Source organism: Streptomyces sp. NPDC051173, assembly GCF_040689515.1.
Classification (GTDB): Bacteria; Actinomycetota; Actinomycetes; order Streptomycetales; family Streptomycetaceae; genus Streptomyces.
The window spans coordinates 36,879-55,054 of sequence record NZ_JBFBBD010000037.1 but is presented as its reverse complement, the minus strand read 5'-3'; the positions used below and the strand labels follow the sequence as shown (position 1 = coordinate 55,054).

General features: G+C 71.8%; 23 protein-coding genes. 9 read left to right on the top strand and 14 right to left on the bottom strand.

Features of this window, described 5'->3' with window-relative positions:
* Positions 1–54: 54 nt before the first annotated feature.
* The 6 genes from AB0435_RS20260 to AB0435_RS20235 all read right to left on the bottom strand — a co-directional run bounded on the left by AB0435_RS20260 (position 55) and on the right by AB0435_RS20235 (position 2,403).
* Positions 55–486, bottom strand: coding sequence for a DUF6294 family protein (locus tag AB0435_RS20260; RefSeq protein WP_366427593.1), 432 nt, complete (start codon positions 484–486; stop codon positions 55–57).
* Positions 487–525: 39 nt separating this feature from the next.
* Entirely contained in the window at positions 526–855 is a 330-nt protein-coding gene (locus tag AB0435_RS20255) for a hypothetical protein (protein ID WP_366427592.1), read from the bottom strand.
* Between the two features lie 141 nt (positions 856–996).
* The gene (locus AB0435_RS20250; RefSeq protein WP_366005670.1) at positions 997–1,182 is read right to left on the bottom strand and encodes a DUF397 domain-containing protein; all 186 of its coding nucleotides are present in this window, start codon (positions 1,180–1,182) and stop codon (positions 997–999) included.
* Positions 1,179–1,355, bottom strand: coding sequence for a DUF397 domain-containing protein (locus AB0435_RS20245; protein ID WP_366427591.1), 177 nt, complete (start codon positions 1,353–1,355; stop codon positions 1,179–1,181). Before AB0435_RS20245 ends, AB0435_RS20250 begins: the two co-directional genes overlap by 4 nt.
* Entirely contained in the window at positions 1,352–1,525 is a 174-nt protein-coding gene (locus AB0435_RS20240; protein WP_366005668.1) for a DUF397 domain-containing protein, read from the bottom strand. The genes AB0435_RS20245 and AB0435_RS20240 overlap by 4 nt, the downstream gene beginning before the upstream one ends.
* 2 nt (positions 1,526–1,527) lie before the next feature.
* Positions 1,528–2,403 carry a helix-turn-helix transcriptional regulator gene (locus AB0435_RS20235; RefSeq protein WP_366005667.1) on the bottom strand — a complete coding sequence of 292 codons (876 nt, stop codon included), beginning with the start codon at positions 2,401–2,403 and terminating at the stop codon, positions 1,528–1,530.
* 183 nt (positions 2,404–2,586) lie between these two features.
* On the opposite strand from AB0435_RS20235, the gene AB0435_RS20230 reads away from it, so the two are divergent.
* Genes AB0435_RS20230 through AB0435_RS20215 form a run of 4 tightly spaced genes read left to right on the top strand, consistent with a single transcriptional unit; the run spans position 2,587 to position 5,228 of the window.
* Entirely contained in the window at positions 2,587–2,931 is a 345-nt protein-coding gene (locus AB0435_RS20230; RefSeq protein WP_366427590.1) for a hypothetical protein, read from the top strand.
* On the top strand, positions 2,928–3,209 hold the full coding sequence (locus AB0435_RS20225; RefSeq protein ID WP_366005665.1) for a DUF6255 family natural product biosynthesis protein: 282 nt from the start codon (positions 2,928–2,930) through the stop codon (positions 3,207–3,209). Before AB0435_RS20230 ends, AB0435_RS20225 begins: the two co-directional genes overlap by 4 nt.
* Before the next feature lie 59 nt (positions 3,210–3,268).
* Complete coding sequence (locus AB0435_RS20220) at positions 3,269–3,403, top strand: lasso RiPP family leader peptide-containing protein (RefSeq protein ID WP_366005664.1); 135 nt, start codon at positions 3,269–3,271, stop codon at positions 3,401–3,403.
* A gap of 7 nt (positions 3,404–3,410) precedes the next feature.
* Complete coding sequence (locus tag AB0435_RS20215; RefSeq protein ID WP_366427589.1) at positions 3,411–5,228, top strand: asparagine synthase-related protein; 1,818 nt, start codon at positions 3,411–3,413, stop codon at positions 5,226–5,228.
* A gap of 10 nt (positions 5,229–5,238) precedes the next feature.
* Here the strand turns inward: AB0435_RS20215 and AB0435_RS20210 are convergent, their stop codons facing one another.
* Positions 5,239–5,928: a rhomboid-like protein gene (locus tag AB0435_RS20210; RefSeq protein WP_366427588.1), complete on the bottom strand. Its 690-nt coding sequence runs from the start codon at positions 5,926–5,928 to the stop codon at positions 5,239–5,241.
* A 161-nt stretch (positions 5,929–6,089) separates the two neighbouring features.
* Between AB0435_RS20210 and AB0435_RS20205 the strand changes: the two genes are divergently transcribed.
* Positions 6,090–6,803 carry a lipoprotein gene (locus tag AB0435_RS20205; protein ID WP_366427587.1) on the top strand — a complete coding sequence of 238 codons (714 nt, stop codon included), beginning with the start codon at positions 6,090–6,092 and terminating at the stop codon, positions 6,801–6,803.
* A 40-nt stretch (positions 6,804–6,843) separates the two neighbouring features.
* Here the strand turns inward: AB0435_RS20205 and AB0435_RS20200 are convergent, their stop codons facing one another.
* Positions 6,844–7,017, bottom strand: a complete 174-nt coding sequence (locus AB0435_RS20200; protein ID WP_366005660.1) for a hypothetical protein — start codon at positions 7,015–7,017, stop codon at positions 6,844–6,846.
* 215 nt (positions 7,018–7,232) lie between these two features.
* Positions 7,233–8,000: a type I methionyl aminopeptidase gene (gene map / locus AB0435_RS20195; protein WP_366005659.1), complete on the bottom strand. Its 768-nt coding sequence runs from the start codon at positions 7,998–8,000 to the stop codon at positions 7,233–7,235.
* A gap of 107 nt (positions 8,001–8,107) precedes the next feature.
* Between map and AB0435_RS20190 the strand changes: the two genes are divergently transcribed.
* Positions 8,108–8,377 (top strand): helix-turn-helix transcriptional regulator, encoded by a 270-nt coding sequence (locus tag AB0435_RS20190; protein WP_366427586.1) that lies wholly within the window; start codon positions 8,108–8,110, stop codon positions 8,375–8,377.
* A gap of 637 nt (positions 8,378–9,014) precedes the next feature.
* On the opposite strand, the gene AB0435_RS20185 is transcribed toward AB0435_RS20190, so the two are convergent.
* Complete coding sequence (locus tag AB0435_RS20185; protein ID WP_366427585.1) at positions 9,015–10,490, bottom strand: alpha/beta hydrolase; 1,476 nt, start codon at positions 10,488–10,490, stop codon at positions 9,015–9,017.
* A gap of 167 nt (positions 10,491–10,657) precedes the next feature.
* On the opposite strand from AB0435_RS20185, the gene AB0435_RS20180 reads away from it, so the two are divergent.
* Complete coding sequence (locus AB0435_RS20180) at positions 10,658–12,088, top strand: amidase (protein WP_366427584.1); 1,431 nt, start codon at positions 10,658–10,660, stop codon at positions 12,086–12,088.
* A gap of 248 nt (positions 12,089–12,336) precedes the next feature.
* Here AB0435_RS20180 and AB0435_RS20175 read toward each other — a convergent pair whose 3' ends face one another.
* The 3 genes from AB0435_RS20175 to AB0435_RS20165 form a co-directional block, all read right to left on the bottom strand.
* Positions 12,337–13,281: an NAD(P)-dependent oxidoreductase gene (locus tag AB0435_RS20175; protein ID WP_366427583.1), complete on the bottom strand. Its 945-nt coding sequence runs from the start codon at positions 13,279–13,281 to the stop codon at positions 12,337–12,339.
* 46 nt (positions 13,282–13,327) lie between these two features.
* Positions 13,328–14,095: a class I SAM-dependent methyltransferase gene (locus AB0435_RS20170; protein ID WP_366427582.1), complete on the bottom strand. Its 768-nt coding sequence runs from the start codon at positions 14,093–14,095 to the stop codon at positions 13,328–13,330.
* A 150-nt stretch (positions 14,096–14,245) separates the two neighbouring features.
* Positions 14,246–15,091 carry a helix-turn-helix transcriptional regulator gene (locus AB0435_RS20165; RefSeq protein WP_366005653.1) on the bottom strand — a complete coding sequence of 282 codons (846 nt, stop codon included), beginning with the start codon at positions 15,089–15,091 and terminating at the stop codon, positions 14,246–14,248.
* A gap of 170 nt (positions 15,092–15,261) precedes the next feature.
* On the opposite strand from AB0435_RS20165, the gene AB0435_RS20160 reads away from it, so the two are divergent.
* Positions 15,262–16,719 carry an MFS transporter gene (locus AB0435_RS20160; protein ID WP_366427581.1) on the top strand — a complete coding sequence of 486 codons (1,458 nt, stop codon included), beginning with the start codon at positions 15,262–15,264 and terminating at the stop codon, positions 16,717–16,719.
* 80 nt (positions 16,720–16,799) lie between these two features.
* Here the strand turns inward: AB0435_RS20160 and AB0435_RS20155 are convergent, their stop codons facing one another.
* Complete coding sequence (locus AB0435_RS20155; protein WP_366427580.1) at positions 16,800–17,501, bottom strand: FadR/GntR family transcriptional regulator; 702 nt, start codon at positions 17,499–17,501, stop codon at positions 16,800–16,802.
* 138 nt (positions 17,502–17,639) lie between these two features.
* On the opposite strand from AB0435_RS20155, the gene AB0435_RS20150 reads away from it, so the two are divergent.
* A complete protein-coding gene (locus AB0435_RS20150; protein ID WP_366005678.1) occupies positions 17,640–18,152 on the top strand; it encodes a gluconokinase in 513 nt (170 codons plus the stop codon).
* The last annotated feature ends 24 nt before the right edge of the window (positions 18,153–18,176 follow it).

Sequence of the window (18,176 nt, the reverse complement as noted above, 5' to 3'; positions counted from 1 at the left end):
CGGCTCCGCCTCCCCTGAGCCCGACGGCGGCGGGGCCGCCGTCGGGTCCGGCGGTCAGCAGGAGTAGTACTGCGTGACCTGGGACGTCGCCGCGTAGACGCTCGGTTCGAACGCGCCCTGTACGTTCATGTCGTACCACTTGCTCGGCCACATCGTCGGGCTGTCGTACGTCGTGGTCCTGTAGAGCTCCTGGCCGTTCGCGTTCTTCAGGGCGAAGCGTGCGTGCCAGATGTCACCGCTCAGCGTGAAAGTCGTCTGCGTCCTTGCGGTGAAGGTGAGTTTGCCGTCCGAATAGAGCTTCAGCTCGCCGCCGCTCTGGTGGCAGTCGCCTGCGCTCAGGTCGCCCCAGGTCCACCATTTGTAGTCCGCGGTGATGCCTTGCTTGACGGTGCCCGCGGTGGCGGGGCCCGTGTCGGCCGACGCGGTCGGCGCGGCGAATGCCGTGAAGAGGAGCGCTGCCGCCAACAGCTTTTTGAGGGAACGCATGGTGTTCTCCGTTCGGGATGTGTCAGCCCCTCGGAGTGCTCAGCCGGAGCCGAATCCCACGGAGCGGGCCGGCCGGGGTGGCGGACCTGTCTCGTCCCAACTGCCGCCCGTTCCGACGATCGCGAGAAGCTGCGTGCAGGCGCCGTCGGCGTAGACGAAAGCGGTCGCGTCGGTGTCGTTACTGGCGTGGGACGCGCCGCCGTCGAGCGGGAGGCAGCGGTCGTTCGGAGGGTCGGAAAGCCCGTCGAGGGTTCCCGTGTCGAACCTCATGTACGTGAAGGTGCCGCTCGCCGCCCGGGCGTTGGCCGGTACGGCCACGAGCAGCAGCAACGCGCCGCCTGCGGCGAGAGCGGCTCTGCGGAGGTGCATGGCTGTGGTGATTCGTCGGGGCGCGTGCATGTGTGAACGTTCCCTTTCCCTTAATGGGGGTGGAAGGGGAGCGTCCATCTTTTTGGGGAGTTGGGGAAGGGGTGTTGACGTGTGACCACTCGGATGGGCGATTGGGATTATTTATCGGGAGTTCAGGTCACCGTGAATGAGGGCGTGGGAGAAGGAGTGGTATGCGGTTGAATTGAAGTGGAGGGTGGGGCTGTTGGGGTTCTTGGAGTCGCGTATGGCTATGACGGTGGGGGAGAGGGCTATCTCGACGCAGGTCTCGTGGCCGGAGCTGTAGCTGCTCTTCCTGAACGTGATCAAAGGGTCTCCTTGATGATCCTTGCGATGAAAGAGCGATACGCGTCCGGGGGGAAGTGGAGGATGGGGCTATTGGGATTCTTGGAGTCCCGTATGGACATGAAGTCGTCGGCGTGGCATATTTCCACGCAGTTTTCGACGGTGGAGCTGTAGCTGCTCTTCTTGAACGTGTTCAAAGGGTCTCCTTGATGATTTTTGCGATGAAGGAGCGGTACGCCTCAGGAGGGAAGCGCAGCATGGGGCCGTGAGGGATTTTGGAGTCACGTATGGCTATGACGTCATCGGAGTCGGATATCTCCACGCAGTTGTCTCCGCCGTTGCTGTAGCTGCTCGTCCTGAACGTCATCCTCAAGTCCCCTCCCCGGCGATCCTCTGGATGAAGTCGCGGGTCGCATCTGTGTCCAGCGCGCGTGCTCGCAGGTGGTTGAACGCGGCGTCGTATCGCCCGATGTGGGCATCTTCTTCCAGGTAGATGCAGGTCGTCAGCGGCTCTACGGCGATGACCGGTTCACCTGCGTCGAAGTGGAAGACCGTGTACGAGCCGTCGATTCCAGTGTGCGCTCCCGAGTCGAACGGGAGAACCTGCACGTCAATATTCGGCTGCTCCGACATGCTGAGCAGGTGCGCGAGCTGCTTCTGGAGCACCTCGGGGCCGCCCACCTTGCGTCGTAAGCATGCCTCGTCGAGGACGCACCACATGGAGAGAGGCTCCGTCGCGAATTCTTCGGCTGTGCGGTTGTTCAGGACGGCCTGTCGCTTCATGCGGAGTTCGGTAAAAGTCCGCACTTCACGCGAGGTACTCCACTTGCTGCTTCCTTCGATGACGGCGTAGGCGTAGTCGGAGGTCTGCAACAGGCCCGGAACGATCGAAGCCGCGTATACATCGGCACGGGTCGCGATCTCCTCCAACTCGATGAAGTCGGCGAACGGCGCGCGGATTGCATCCTTGTACTGCGTGAACAGGTTCTTCTGTCGGCTGGTGGCCGCAAATTTCGCGATCTTCCTGGTCTCCGCGATCTGTACGGGGTCCGTAACCCCGTACACGTCGAGAAACTTGTCCAGGTCCGGTCGCTGCTTCCCGTGCTCGATCTTGCTCAGCGTCGGTGCTCCGGACAGGCCGAGCAGCTTGGCCGCATCCACCAAGGTCAAGCCGGCTCTCGTGCGCATCGTCTTCAGGATCGAGCCCAGCCGACGGCGCATCAGTGTTGGCGTGGCATCGGACACGTGATCACCTCCTCCGAATCGTGACTCTATCGACAGCAACGTGCCTGCCAGATGCAGCCGTTCACTCAGTCGTGGCAAATTGGGGTAGAAAACTTGCGCCTCAAATATTCAGGTTCCATCGTGGTGTGTGGGCCGAGCTGCAACTACGGCCTCGGCCGGACGAGTTGGGGATGGGGTGCGGTGATGGCGTATCGAAACGGTGTCTTCGTGGTGGACACGCGCGAGGGACGGATCGTGCAGGTGATCGACAGCGTCGGTAAGCGCGTGTTCGTGCGGGCGCCGGGCGGCGGCGCCGAATGGGAAGTGCCCTTCTCTGCCCTGCGGTTGGCGACCCGGGAGGAGCGGGACGAGGCCGGGCTCTGGCCCACCGGGACCTGGTCGCGGAGTCGTTGCCCGGAATGCCCGGTCCTGGAGCGAGCCTGGCGGGAGGCCGCCGCCGGAGGCGACAAGATGAGGGAGGCGACCGTGCTCGTCGCGCTGCGCGGGCATGAGCGGGTGGTGCACATGCTGCTGGGGGTGCGGGCGTGAGCGCGGGAGTGGCGTGCCCGCACAACGGGGGTTGGGTGCACGCCAACGGCCTTGTGCAGTGCCGCAGTTGCGGCGTCCGTCGGTTCGCCGACTACCGTGCCGTACGTCCGCCAGGGCTCGCCGAAGCCGTCACCAGCCCCCGCCCGGAAGCCGCGAACGCGGACCGCGCGGCCGCGCAATGGCTGATGAGGCGCACCCGGCGGCGCCAACCACCCGCATACGACAAGTGGTTGATCTCACCCGTTTGGGTGGACGAAGTGTTGATCAGGTGTAATTAGGGGGCGATATCGGGAAGTTACCCGGCTGTCGGAGCTGTGACCCGGGGAGGGAAGCCGTCGTGGAGCAGGAAGAAGAGCCGTACGAGCCACCGGAGTTGATGGAGGTCGGCGAGTTCGTCGATCTGACGCTGGGCACATCCACCGGGACGTACTTCGAAGGCGGTTACGCCCCCTGGTACGTGCGGCCGAGCTGACCGGGCGATGAGCGGAGAGATGTGGTTCGCGGTCGTTCCCGACGGAGAGTCGGGGGCGGCCGTGGCGGGGGCGTTGCGCCGTCGGGCCGCCGAGGTGATCGACCACCACTCCGGGCGGCCATGGCTGGTGGGGAGCTGGCCGGCCGGGCAGGCGGTGGTGGCCGCGGTGGGCGAGGCGCGGCTGGCGGTGATCGGGCGGTGTCCCGTCACCGCCGAGGCGCTGCGGGTCCGGCTCGGACGGGTGCGGGAGATCGCGGACGTCGAGGGGGCGCTGGCGGGTCTGGAGGGCAGCTTCCACGCGGTCGCCTCCGTCGGTGGCCGGGTGCGGGTGCGGGGGAGTGCCTCGGGGGTGCGGCGGGTGTTCCGCGCCCGGCTGGACGGGGTCACGGTGGCGGCGAGCCGTGCGGACACGCTGGCGCGGGCCCTCGGCTCGGGTGTGGACGAGCGGAGGCTGGCTCTCCACCTGCTGTCGTCCCCACCGCCCTGCCCGCTCGACGCGGGGCCCAGCCTGTGGCGGGGTGTCGAGGCGCTGCCGTCCGGGAGCTCCCTGCTGATCGAGGAGGACGGGCGCGCCGAGGTGCACCAGTGGTGGAATCCTCCGGAACCCCATCTGCCGCTGGCCGAGGGGGCCGTGGAGGTGCGGCGGGCGCTCACGGCGGCCGTGGACTCCTGCACGGCGGACGCCAAGGCCGTGAGCTCGGACCTCTCCGGCGGCATGGATTCCACGAGCCTGTGCTTCCTCGCCGCCCGCGGCCCGGCCCGTCTGGTCACGTTCCGCTGGGAGAGCGTCGACGCGGCGAACGACGACGCGGCCTGGGCGCAGCTGGCGGCCGCCCGGCTGCCGGGCACGGCCGAGCACGTCGTTCCCGAACGGTCGCGCGCACCCCTGTGGTTCAGCGGTCTGACCGACCTCGGGGCGACGGCCGACGAACCGGGCAGCTGGGTGCGGGACGGCACCCGGCTCACCACGCTCGTGGAGCTGATGACCGAGCGGGGTTCGCAGCTGCATCTGTCGGGCGGTGGTGGGGACGAGCTGTTCTGCGCGCTCCCTCCTTACGCGCGCGACCGTTTCCGTCGCCACACGCTGCCCACGCTCAGCCTGGTGCGCAGGCCGCGCGCGCTCCGCCGGTGGCCGCTGTGGTCCCTGTTGCGGGGGCTCGCGGACCGCAGCACGTTCAGCCAGTGGCTCGCCGCCTGGGGCGACGGGCTCACGCAGGGCGCCCGTTCGTCCACGGCCTGGGGGCCGGCCCTGCGCATGCCGCCCTGGGCCACGCCGGACGCGGTCCGGGCCGTGCAGTGCCTCCTGCGCGCGGCGGCCGCCGACGTCCCGGAGCCGCTCGCGGCCCAGCGCGGCCAGCACATCGCGCTGTCCTGCGTGCAGGCGTGTGGGCGCGGCTTCCGGCAGGTCGACCAGGTGACGGCGGCGCAGGGCCTGCCGTACGCCGCGCCCTATCTCGACGACCGCGTGATCGAGGCCGCCCTCTCCGTACGGATCGCCGAGCGCGGCGCCCGCGACCGCTACAAACCCCTGCTCGCCACGGCCATGGCCGACCTCGTGCCGGACACCGTCCTGGCGCGCTCCACCAAGGGCGAGTACAGCGCCGACTTCTACCTCGGCCTCCGCCGCAACAAGGCCGAACTCGCCGAGATCGTCACCGAGTCCCGCCTGGCCCGCGCGGGCCTCCTGGACGCGTCGGCCCTGCGCGCGGGCCTGCGCCACCCCGAACTGTCACCGGAGGTGATGCGCTCCCTCGACAACACCCTGGCCTGCGAGATGTGGCTGCGGTCGGTTCTCGACGGCGGTGGGGCGCCGAGTGGGCCGTAGCGCGCGTCAGTTATCCGCTGACCGTGGTCCCGGTGGGGCTCGGGGGAGCGTGGGTGGCGCCGCGTCGCGCGCCGGGCGTCGCGCGCCTGGTCGCGTTCCGGGCCCGGTCCCGCAGCCAGCCGGTGCGCGCGCCGAGTACGCCGAGGCCGAGGGCCACCAGGTGCCCGGCGTCGGCCAGTTCGTGATCGACGACCCAGGCGACGGTGAGCAGCGCGGTGAGGGCCGGCAGCCCGTAGCGGCGGGCCCGGCGCCCGCCCAGGGCGAGCAGGCAGGAGGCGGTCGCCACCAGCCCGTAGCTGATCCCGACGTCACGCGCCCTGGCCAGGACGCCCGGCAGGTGCGCGAGGTGCATAAGCCACATGGCGCCCTCGGTCAGCAGGGTCGCCACGAGGTGGCCCAGCAGGAACACCCCGAACCCGCGCAGCGTCCCCCACCGCCACTCCGCCAGCCCGAGCACGGCGGCGACGGCGGCGATCCCGAGCAGCACGGGCACCCCGTCGACCACCAGCCCGCTGGTGAACAGCGTCCACCACTTGCCGACTTCGAGGTGGTGGATGTTGCTGCTGTTGTGCCGGATGAACCGGGCCTGCTCGCGTCCCGACTGGCTCGACATCCACGCGGCGGTGGCGAGCAGCACGGCGACGTACGCGTAGGTGGCGGGCAGCCGCCGTAGGGCCTGCCCCATGTTGTTCCCGGCCATCCACTTCACCCCGTATGCCTTCTCGGACCGGGGAACTGTAGTCCAGTGGGCTGTCGTGGCGCGGTAAGGAGGGGTGTGACCTGGGGAAAAGGGTTTGGGGGTGGGGCGCCTGCGGAGCTAGGTTTGGGCGGATAGTTCGATTCGTGGGGTAAAGGGATTCAATGCGCAAGATCATGGGGGGTGCGGTGACCGCCGCGCTCACGGTCGCGGTGCTCAGCGGCTGCTCGTCGGCCGACTCGTCGGCGGAGGACAAGGAGAGCGGCAAGAAGAGCGAGGCGGCGGGGGCTCCTTCTTCTTCCGCACCGGCTCCTTCCGCCGCGTCCTCGTCCGGTTCCTCCTCGGCTCCGAAGGCCAAGGACTCCGGCGAGTGGAAGAAGGCCGACACCAGGATCGGGAACGCCGGAACGGCCTGTGAGCTCCCGGTGTCGTTCATGGCGACGAAGGCGTGGAAGCCGTCGTGCCTCTCCCGCGAGGACGGCGAACTGCTCGGCAAGTTCTCGGGTCACAAGACCTTCCGGGGCGCCCTCGAACTCAGCGCGAAGCCGGCGGGCAACATCGGCTTCATCCGCGTGTGGACCGCGGACGCCATGAACGACAAGACGCCGCGCCAGGTCCTGGAGGCGTTCATGTCCGAGGAGAAGAAGGTCAAGGACCAGGAATACACCGAGACCAAGGCCGGCGAACTGCCCGCGGCCGAGGTCCTCTACAAGGTCGACAGCATCCTCTCGGACGGACCCAAGCAGGAACGCGCCCTCGCGGTGACGACGCCGAAGGGCGTCATGGTCTTCCACCTCGGCGGGTTCGACACGCAGGAGTACCAGGAGATGCTGCCGGCGTACGAGACGGCGAAGAAGACGATGACGCCGGCGAGTTAGGGCGTACCCGGGAGCCTTGCCGCTCGCCCCCGGGCGCTGACTAGGTCGCCGACGCCAGGGTTTGGACGACGGACGCGACGGTCGTGAAGAGGGCGTCGGTGACGCCGCTGTCGTCGGCCGCGTGGTCGGCGGCCAGGGCATGGGCGGGAGCGGCCAGGACGATGGCTCCCAGGGTGAGGGCCGCGATGGTGGCGGCACGGCGGATGATCTTCACAGAGGCACTCCTGAACGGGAACGGTGACCGGTACTCCGGATCGCCAGGCGAGGCTGCCCCACCCGCTGAGCCGTATGCCTCCACCCGGGGGCGCGCGGGGGCCTGCCAGGGCGTGTCCGTCCCATCGGACCGCTCGCCTGCCCGCGAGGCGCTTCCCGGGTGCGTTCCATGGGTGCGGCCTCAGCCGCCGGACGGCCGGCGCCGGCCGTACCCGATCACGGCAGCGTCAGGATGCGCGGGCCCTCGTCCGTGATGGCGACCGTGTGCTCGATGTGGGCCGCCCGGCTGCCGTCCGTCGTGAAGAGGGTCCAGCCGTCGTCGCCCGTGCGGTAGCTGTCGCGGCCGCCCGCCATGAGCATGGGCTCTATCGCCAGGACCAGGCCGTGGCGGAGGGGGAAGCCGCGGCCGGGGCGGCCGCGGTTGGGGACCGGGGGGTCCTCGTGCATGGCACGGCCGATGCCGTGCCCGCCGAAGTCGGCGGGCATGCCGCAGCGGGCCGCCTGGGCGACCGTGCCGATGGCGTGCGCGATGTCGCCCATGCGGTTGCCGGGGACGGCGGCGGCTATGCCGGCGTCGAGGGCCCGCTGGGTGGCGTCGATCAGTTCGAGGTCGCCGGGCCGGGGCGTGCCGACCGTGAAGGTGATCGCGGCGTCGCCCGTCCACCCGTCGAGCCGCGCGCCGCAGTCGATACTGACCAGGTCGCCGTCCCGCAGCCGGTAGTCCGTGGGGACGCCGTGCACGACCGCGTCGTTCACCGACGCGCAGATCACCGCCGGGAAGGGGGTGGGCGCGAACGACGGCCGGTAGCCGAGGAAGGGCGAGTCCGCCCCGGCCTCGCGCAGGACCGCGCGGGCCGCTCCGTCCAGCTCGCGCAGGGACACCCCGACGCCCGCCGCCTTCCGCACGGCGGCCAGCGCGTGGGCCACGACGCGCCCCGCCTCGCGCATGGCGTCCAGCGCCTCGTCGGTCTTGATCTCCACCATGTCCGTGCGGCTCCTCGTTCTGTGGGGTCTTTGCCGTCTCGGCTGTCGCTGCCGTCTCGTCGTTCCTGACGAAGCGTTATTTCTATACCGGTATTAGTATCACGGTCATGGTGAGAACTCCTTTGACTCCCTGGGAACGCGAACGCGGCGAACGCTTCGGCGCGCTCCTGCGCCGTACGCGCGGCGACCGCAGCATGGTGGAGATCGCCGCGGCGGCGGGCGTCTCCGCGGAAACCCTCCGCAAGATCGAAACCGGCCGCGCGCCGACCCCGGCCTTCTTCACGGTGGTGGCCCTGGCCGCGGCGCTCGACGTATCCCTCGACGAGCTGGCGGCGGCGTCGGTCCCGGAGGAGGAGTGGGAGGCGCTCTCGGCTTGAGGGGGGTGTGTCTCCCCCGGCTACCGTTGGGAGGTGCCCCCAGCGGCGGGCTTTTCCGCTGGCCCGCTGCTTCCTGGCTGCGTCTGATGTGGGGCTCCGCCACGTGGGGGGGGCGCTGCCCCAGCCCCGAGCTGCGGGCCCGTCAGCGCCTGCGGCGGGCTCTTTCCCCCACCCCGCCCCTTCCCGGCTGCATCTGATCTGCGGCTCCGCCGTGTGGGGGGCGCTGCCCCAGCCCCCGAGCTGCGGGCCAGTTTGGCGTCTGCGGCGGGGCGCCCTTCGGGCGCGTCCTCAAACGCCGGACGGGCTGAAAGAACGGCGCACCCGGCGAAAAAGAGAGACGCCCCCCGACGGTCTACGCACCCACCGGCCGTGAACGTACCCACCGGCGGAGGGGGTGGGGCCGGAGGGTGAGGTTCTGGAACGCGGTGCGTTGTCACGGCACTCAATGCGTATGGCAGTGCCATGCACCGCGTTCCAGGTCCTCAGCCCGGAGGTCACACCCCCGGTCCAGCCACAACCCAGCCCGGCCGGCGTTTGAGGCCGCCCGCCGCAGGCGCAACGAGCCCGCAGGCGCAACGAACCGCAGGCAAAGGCGCACCCGCATACAAAGGCGCACCCGCATACAAAGGCGCACGCCTCACCCCGCCGCACAAACCACATCCCCCGCCCGATCCCCCCGCACCAAGAACCTCGTCACCGCCGCATCCCCACACGCATTGCCGCCGTCCAGATAGACCCCATGCCCACCCCCGTCCACCGTCACCATCCGAGCCCGCCCGCCGAAGGCGGCCCGCATCTTCAGGGCGCCCGCGTACGGCGTCGCGGGATCGCGCAGGTTCTGGATCATCAGGACGTTGGACGGGCCGTCCGGTGTGATGCGGGTCGGCTTCTCGGTCGGTGGGGTCTTCCAGAAGGAGCAGGGGGTGATGCCCGCCGGCATGCCCGCCGTGAGGGGGTGCCGGGCGCGGTCCGCGGCGACGGCGCGGGTGTAGGCGGCGACCGAACGGGGCCAGTTGGCGACGTCGTTGCACAGGACGCCGGTGGCGACGGCGGCGTCGGCCTGGGAGAGGGGCTTCGGCATCGGGTCGGGGACGGTGAGGGGGCCGGTGCCGCGGGCGGCGCGGATGAGGTCGGCGAGCTTCGGGAACGCCGCGTCGGAGTAGAGGCTGTTCTGCATGACCTGCCGCAGGAGGTTCCCGGTCAGCTCATGACCCGTGTCGGCGAACTTCCGTGGCGTACGGTCGAGTTCGGCAGCCAGCGCGAGGAACATCGGCCGTACGTCCGCCGCCTTCGCGGCCAGCCGGTCCGCGCCGCGCGCGGGGTCGGACGCCCAGGCGGCGAAGTCGGGGAAGCGGTCGTCGGCGCCGCGGGACATGTTCGCGAGCCAGCCGCGCTCCACCCGCTCCGGGTCGGGGTCGCCGCTGCTGTCGAGGACCCAGCGGTCGGTGTGCCGGGGGTACTTCTGCGCGTAGACGGCGCCCACGTACGTACCGTAAGAGACGCCCCAGGCCGACAGCTTCTCCTCGCCCAGGGCCTGGCGGAAGCGGTCGATGTCGCGGACCTCGTTGGCGGTGGAGAGGCTGCGCACGAGCGCGCCGCCGTTGCGGGCGCACGCGTCGGCGATTCGGCGGGCGCGGGCGACGGTGGCGCTGATGTCCCCGTCGCTGCCGGGCCAGGGGCGGAAGTCGACCAGCCGCCGGTCGTCCTCGGGGATGCCGCAGTCGGCCTGGGTGCTGTCGCCGGTGCCGCGCGGGTCGAGGCTGACGATGTCGTACGCGCCACCGGTCTCCGTACGCAGCCGCTTGCCCGTCCCGGCCAGCCACGCACGCCCCGAGCCGCCGGGGCCGCCGGGTATCAGGAGCAGGGTGCCGCGCCGCGCCTGCGGGTGGTCGCTGCGCAGGCGGGACACGGCGATGTCGGCGGTCGGGCCGTCGGGGTCGCTGTAGTCCAGCGGCACTTGAAGGGTGGCGCACTCGCGGCCGTCCTTCTCCGCGCAGGGCTGCCAGGCGAGTTGCGGGGCCTGCGCGGCGGCGTGGGCGGGAGCGGTCAGCGTGGCGGCCAGGGCGGTCGCGGAGAGCGTGGTCAGGAGAGCCTTACGGGTCATCGGTCGCATGGGGGGAAGCCTGCTGCGCGGGAGGGGACTTGCCCATCCGGCCAGCCATTCCCCTAAGGGTGGGGAGAGCCCCAGGAGACCCCCCTGCGCCGATTCCATGTCCGATGGGTGCACATTCAACTCACTTGCCAGTAGCTTGTGTTCGAACGGGGGAAGGGGAACACATCATGGAACGGACACCCTCCGGGCTCACCGGAACAGTTCGTGCGCTGGCCGCGGGTGACGTCACCTCGCGCGCGCTCGTGGAGGAGGCCCTGCGGCGGATCGAGGAGACACAACCCGTACTGAACGCCTTCCGGCGCTTACGGGCCGAGGCCGCGCTCGCCGAGGCCGACGCGGCGGACCGGCGGCTGGCCGCGGGGGAGCGGGCCCCGCTGCTGGGCGTGCCGCTGGCGGTGAAGGACGACATGGACGTGGCCGGGCTGCCGACGGCGTTCGGCTGCGCGGGCCGCTTCCCGCCGCGGGCCGCGGACAGCGAGGCCGTACGCAGGCTGCGCGCGGCGGGCGCGGTGATCGTGGGCAAGACGAACGCTCCGGAACTGGGCCAGTTCCCCGTCACGGAGGGCCCCGCCTTCGGCGCCACCCGCAACCCGTGGAACACGCGGCACACACCCGGCGGTTCGTCCGGCGGGGCCGCGGCGGCCGTCGCCGCGGGCCTGGTGCCGGCCGCGCTGGGCTCGGACGGCGCCGGATCCCTGCGCATCCCGGCGGCCTGGACGCACCTGATCGGCATCAAGCCGCAGCGCGGCCGGGTCTCGACCTGGCCGGAACCGGAGGCGTTCCACGGCATCACCAGCCACGGCCCGCTGGCCCGTACGGTCGCGGACGCGGCGCTGCTGCTGCACGTGGTGAGCGGCTCGCACCGCGGTGACCTGCACCGGCCGCCCTCCGTCGGGCTGCTCGCGGCGGCGGGACGGGAGCCGCGGCGGCTGCGGATCGCGCTGTCCTTCCGGCCCGCGTACGCGGTGGCACGGCAGTGGCTCGACCCGGCCGTACGGGAGGCCACGCTGCGGGTCGCCGGGCGGCTGGCGGCGCTGGGGCACGACGTGGTCGAGGAGGACCCGCGCTACGGGCTGGTCGGGCTGAGCTTCGTGCCGCGCTCGATGGCCGGTATCCGCGACTGGGCCAAGCGGGCGCCCGACCGTACGCTGCTCGATCCCCGCACGCACGTGAACGCGCGGAACGGGCTGCTGCTCGGCGGCCCCGTCCTGCGGGCCGCGCGGGCGGCGGAGGGGCCGCTGCGCCGCCGGGTCGGCGAGATCTTCGGGCGCTTCGACGTGGTCCTGACGCCGACGACGGCCGTGCCGCCGCCACGGATCGGCGCGCTGGACGGCCTCTCCAGCCGGGAGACGGACGCACGGACGATCGCGGCGTGCCCGTACGCCTGGCCGTGGAACGTCCTGGGGTGGCCGGGGGTGAGCGTGCCTGCGGGGTTCACGGCCGACGGGCTGCCGCTGGGGGCGCAACTGCTCGGCCCGGCCTCCGGCGAACCGCTGCTCATCTCGCTGGCCGCGCAACTGGAGGCGGACCAGCGGTGGTTCGAGCGATGGCCGCCGGGGGCGGGGGCGCTCCGGGCGGTGCGGGAGGGGGCGTCCTGAGGGGGGCCTGTCGGAGGCTGGTCTTGTGCTTCGGGTGCGGGCCCGGTGGGGGCTTCGTTTCCCCTGCCCCGCCCCTTCCCGGCTGCGTCTGATATGCGGCTCCGCCGCGTGGGGGGGCTGCGCCCCAGACCCCGCAACACGCTTCGCGCGTTGTCCTCAAACTCCCCCAGCTACCTCCCCCGGACGGAGTCTGGGGGAGGTAGCTGGGGGAGGCGACGATCCACCGCCGGAAGCCGTGCGCCGGAGACTCAGCCCACCCGCCGTACTCGCCCCTCCCCGCGGTCGTCCGACGTGGCGAACGCGACGGCCCCGGCCAGGAAGCGCCCGACGGCGTCGTCGGTCATCCACGCCATGTGCGGTGTGACCAGCGCGTCCGGGTGGTCGCGCAGGAGGTCGCCGGCGGGCAGCGGCTCGATGTCGAAGACGTCGAGCGCCACCCCGCCGAGGAGCCCGTCGGCGAGGCGCCGGCGCAGCTCGGCCATGTCGATCAGCGACGCGCGTGCGGTGTTGACCAGCAGCGTCCGGGGGCCGAGCAGGGCGAGCCGGCGCGCGTCGACGATCTCCCGGTTCCCCGGTGTGGCCCGCAGGTGCAGGCTCACCGCGTCCGCGCCGCTCAGCAGGGTGTCGAGGGGCATGAGGGCGACTCCGGCCGCGCGGGCCGTGGCCTCGTCCAGGGACGGCGACCAGGCGGCGACCCGCATGCCGATGCCCTGTGCGAGGCGGGCCACCCGGGAGCCGATGCGCCCCCAGCCGACGACCCCCAGCAGTTGCCCGGACAGGTCGCGCCCGGCGGCCGGCCGCCAGCCCCGCGCGGAGCCGACGGCCGTCGGCACCCGGTGGGCCAGCGCGAGCAGCATGGTCAGCGTGAACTCGGCCACGGAGTCCGCGGCGAGGCCCGGGGTCTCGTAGACCGCGATCCCTGCGGACCGGGCCGCCTCGACGTCCACCGCCCGGCCGACCGGCCCCGCGACCACGACCTCGCGGGGCCGCTCCGCCAGCAGCACCCCGGTGTCCAGCGGCCGGCCGCGGAAGAAGTGCACGACGGTACGGGCTCCGCGGATGCGCTCGGCGAGCCGCGACGGAATGGTGCACGGATCGGTGAAGATCTCGATCGCCTCGCTGCCGGGGCAGCGGCGGACGATCTCGGCCAGTCGCGGATACCCCTGGCACTCGGGCATCACAAGGCGTCCCACGGGTGATTCCTCCCCTCCCCGTACGCGTACGGTGCCGCGCGGCGGATCAGCGCGTCGCGAGGCGGACGCGGCAGGTCCACCACCACGTCGACCGGTCGGTCATCCGGCGCCCGGCGACCTCGCGCAGCCGGGTGAGGCCCAGCGCGTCCTCGTCGACACCCTGCTCGCGGAGGGCGGGGATGCCGCCCTGGCTCGCCGCGAAGTCGACGAAGCGGTCGGCGCCGCCGGTCTCCTTCATGTGCAGGCACACCTCGTTGACGTGCCGGAAGAGGCCGCTGTCGCGCAGCCGCCCGAGGTGCTCGCTCTTGGCGAGGAAGGTGGGGCGCAGGCCGCGCTCCCGCTCCAGCGCGGTGTGGGTCGCCTCGAACTCGCGGTAGGCGGCGTCGACCTCGGGGTCGACGGCCGGCGGCCAGTCGAAGTCGAAGGCCGCCAGCACCGCGCCGGGCCGCATGATGCGGGCGATCTCCGGGAAGGCGCGGGCCGGGTCGAACCAGTGCAGGGCGTGGCTCACGGTCACGATGTCCGCGCAGGCGTCCGGCAGCCCGGTCTCCTCGCCGGTCCCCTCGACGACCTTGATACCGCGCCGGGCGGCGACGGCCCGCATCTCGGCCGAGGGCTCCACCCCGGTCACCTCGGGCCAGATGGTGGACGACAGACCGGTGCCGCAGCCGAGGTCGACCACCGACGGGTTCTCGGCCCCGGACCACTGCCGCAGCAGATCCGCCAGCTCCTGGGGCGGCTTCGGACGGACCCGGTCATAGAATTCCGCGAACTTGCCGAAACGCTCCGTGGATTCGGGAATTGAATTCGTCATGAAAATGACGCTAACACAGGCCGTAGGTGGCCCCCGCGTGACGATGGGAATAGTCAAAATTCCGTCAACTGATGCATGGATACGGCTCGTTGAGGAACCCCCGTGGAAATTGGCGGCCGGTGATTTCAGGATTTCGATAATGCCGTGAGGTCAGTCCGACAGGCGCAGCATGGCCTCGTGGTCGGGCGTGCCCGGCGGGGCCTGATAGACGACGAGCCGCTGGCCGTCGCTGCGCGCCACGTCGAAGGCCTCGTACGTCAGGGTCATCAGCCCCACCGCCGGGTGGCGGTGCACCTTGCGCCCGTTGGTGCGCGCCTGCACGTCGTAGCGCTGCCACAATGCGGCGAATTCCGGGCTCTGCGCCGTGAGTTCGTCGACGACCTCGGTGATGTCCGGCGCGCCCGGGTGCACGACGACCGCGGCGCGCAGATGGGCGACGACGCCGTGGGCCACGTCGTCCCAATTCTCGTACAGGGCACGGGCGGTGGGGTGCAGAAAGGCGTAGCGCGCGGTGTTGCGCTCCGGCTCGGGCCAGTCCTCGATGCCGGGGAAGAGGCGGAGGCCTGGCCGGTTGGCGACCAGTAGTCCGCTTGAACGGCTCAGCAGGCAGGCCGGGTAGGGGTGGGCGATGCCGGGCATGCGGCGTACGTCGTCGCGGACCGTGCGGTGCGCCTCGCCCGGCCGGGCCCCGGGCGCCGGTGTGCCGCGCCGCCCGAGCGCCGCGAGGTGGCGCCGCTCGTCCTCGGTGAGGCCGAGGACCCGCGCGATGGCCTCCAGGACCGCGGGGCTGGGCCGTTGCTGCTTGCCCTGCTCCAGGCGCCGGTAGTACTCGATGCTGACGCCCGCGAGGATCGCGACCTCCTCGCGCCGCAGCCCGACGGTGCGCCGGCGGCCCGCCGACGGGGGCAGGCCCGCCTGCTGCGGGGTGACCCGGCCCCGCCGGCTCCGCAGGAAATCGCCCAGTCCGGTTGTGGTCCCCTCCGGCGCATGACCCATAAATGCATTATGCATTGACCGGTGCGGGGGAAGGGGGCCCTGTCAGGGCCCCTCTTGGCCGGGTCTCCCCGCCAACTGTGCTCCGGCGGCAGGCTGGGCGCACCGCGGCGATCCGCGGACCCGGCGACGACGGGGCGCGAGGCCCCCGGAGAGAGGACGGTGGACAGACCATGTCCACTCAGGCTGAACTCACCCGTAGAGGACGGACTCTCGTCCTGGCGGTCTGCTGCACGAGCGTCTTCATCGGCAACCTCAACAACACGGTGCTCAACGTGGCGCTGCCCGCGATGCAGCGCGACCTGCACAGCTCGCTGTCGGGGCTCCAGTGGACCACCGACGCGTATCTCATCGTGCTGGCCGCACTGTTGATGCTCGCAGGATCCGCCGCGGACCGGCTCGGCCGCCGCCGCGTCTTCCGGACCGGCCTGGCCCTCTTCACCCTCGGATCGCTGCTCTGCGGACTGGCGCCCGGCCTGAACTGGCTCATCGGCTTCCGCGTACTCCAGGCGGTCGGCGCCTCGATGCTCAACCCGGTGGCCATGTCCATCATCACCAACACCTTCACCGAACCGCGCGAGCGCGCCAAGGCGATCGGCGTCTGGGGCGCGGTGATGGGCGTGGCGATGGCGCTGGGCCCGATGGTGGGCGGGGCGCTCGTCCAGGGCATCGGCTGGCGGTCGATCTTCTGGATCAACCTGCCGATCGGCCTCGCCGCGCTGATCTGCGCCGCGCGCTACGTGCCCGAGTCGCGCGCACCCCGGCCCCGCCGGGTGGACCCCGTGGGGCAGATCCTGGTCATGGTGCTGCTGGGCAGCCTGACGTACGCCATCATCGAGGGCCCCGGCACCGGCTGGACCGCGCCGCGCACCCTCGCCTGCGCGATCGCCGCGCCGGTCGCGCTCATCGCCCTCGTCGCCTACGAGAAGCGGCGCGTCGAACCCCTCGTGGAACTGCGGGTGTTCCGCAGCGCCGCGTTCAGCGGGGCGAGCGTCATGGCGGTGTGCTCGTTCTTCGTGCTCGGCGGCTTCCTCTTCCTCAACACCCTCTACCTCCAGAACAACCGCGGCATGTCCGCCCTGCACGCCGGCCTCTACATGCTGCCCATGGCCGTCATGAACATCGTCACCTCGCCGCTCTCCGGGCGGCTGACCGCCGGCCGCGGCCCCCGGCTGCCGCTGCTGCTCGCCGGTGCCGCCACCACCGCGGGCGGGGCGCTGCTCGCCGCCGGTGCCGCCTTCACGACCGACGGGCTGCTCTTCACCGCGTACGTCCTGATCGGCATCGGCGCCGGGCTCGCCAACACGCCCATCACCAACGCCGCCATGGCCGGCATGCCCAAGGAGCAGGCGGGGGTGGCCGCGGCGATCGTCTCCACCGGCCGGCAGTTCGGCCAGGCGCTGGGCGTCGCGGTGCTCGGCGCGGTGCTCACCACCGGGCTGCGCGACGGCGGTACGGGCTACGCGCAGGCGGTGCGCCCGGGGTACTGGATCGTCACCGCCTGCGGCGTGGCCATCCTCGTCCTGGCCCTGGTCGCCACGCGCCGCACGGCGCCGCGGGCCGCGGCCGCCGTCCCGGCGGGCGGGTGGCAGCAGCCGGCGCCGGCCGCAGTCACCGAGGCGCGGCGCTGACGAACGGGCGGCGGTGCGCGCGGGTCCGGCGGGGCGGTCGCCCCGCCGGACCCTTTTACAGCACGGCTGGCTGTGGGGTTTTACGGAGCCAGGACGTCCAGCTCCGCCATCGCGCCCGCCGTGATCTCGCGGGTGAGGGCCTCGGCCCGGACCGGGTCGTGTTCGCGCACCGCCTCCGCGACGCGTACGTGCAGGGTCACCGCCGCCGGGTCGGGGTCGGTGAACATCACCTCGTGCCGGGTGCGGCCGGTGAGGACCTCGGCGACGACGTCACCGAGGCGCGCGAACATCTCGTTGCCCGAGGAGCGCAGGATCACGCGGTGGAAGGCGACGTCGTGCACCAGATAGCGGTCCAGCTGCTGGCCGCGCGAGGTGGCGACCATGCCCAGGGCGTGCTCGGTGAGTTCGGCGCACTGCGCCGGGGTGGCGAGGCGGGCGGCGAGACCGGCCGCGACGGGCTCCACGGCCGAGCGCAGCACGGTGAGCGAGCGGAGCTGGCGCGGCCGGTCGGCGCCGGCGAGCCGCCAGCGGATGACCCGCGGGTCGTAGACGTTCCACTCCTCGGTGGGGAGTACGGTCACGCCGACGCGGCGCCGCGAGGTGACCAGCCGCATGGACTCCAGGACGCGGACCGCCTCGCGGATGACCGTGCGCGAGACCTCGAACCGCTCCTCCAGCTCGTCGGTCCGCAGGACCGTGCCCGGTGCGTACTCGCCTGCCGTGATCGCGGGCCCGAGGGATTCCAGCACGCGCGCGTGCAGCCCCTGCCCCTGGTTTTCCATAGGGTCAGCCTACGGTTCGCGAGGACCGGCAATTAAGTATGACTTTTAGGTCACAGGGGCTTGAATACGTCGTACCAATGAGTTTGAGTGGGCCGCGTCGCCGATGGCGTCGAGGTCGCCGAAGACAGCGAGGTAGCGATGCAGGCCCCCCACGCCCCCCACGTCGTGGCCGTCATGGGAGTGTCCGGCACGGGCAAGACCACGATCGGCCCCCTGGTGGCGGACGCCCTCGGCGTCCCCTACGCCGAGGGTGACGACTTCCACCCGGCCGCCAACATCGCCAAGATGTCGTCCGGCGTCCCGCTGGACGACGCCGACCGCGCTCCCTGGCTGGACGCCGTCGGGGCCTGGGCGCACAGCCGCGCCGGGCTGGGCGGTGTCGTCAGCTGCTCCGCCCTCAAGCGGGCCTACCGGGACCGGCTGCGCGCGGCCGCCCCCGGCATCGTCTTCCTCCACCTCAGTGGCGACCGCGCGCTGATCGCCGGGCGGATGGCCGCCCGCAAGGGCCACTTCATGACGGGCCGGCTCCTGGACTCGCAGTTCGCGGCCCTGGAGCCGCTCGAAGCGGACGAGGCGGGCGTCGTCGTGGACGTCGAGCCCGCGCCCGAGGCCGTCGCCGAGCGCGCGACCGCCGCACTGCGGCGGCTGTAGCCCCCCGCATCCCCCTCCCACCCC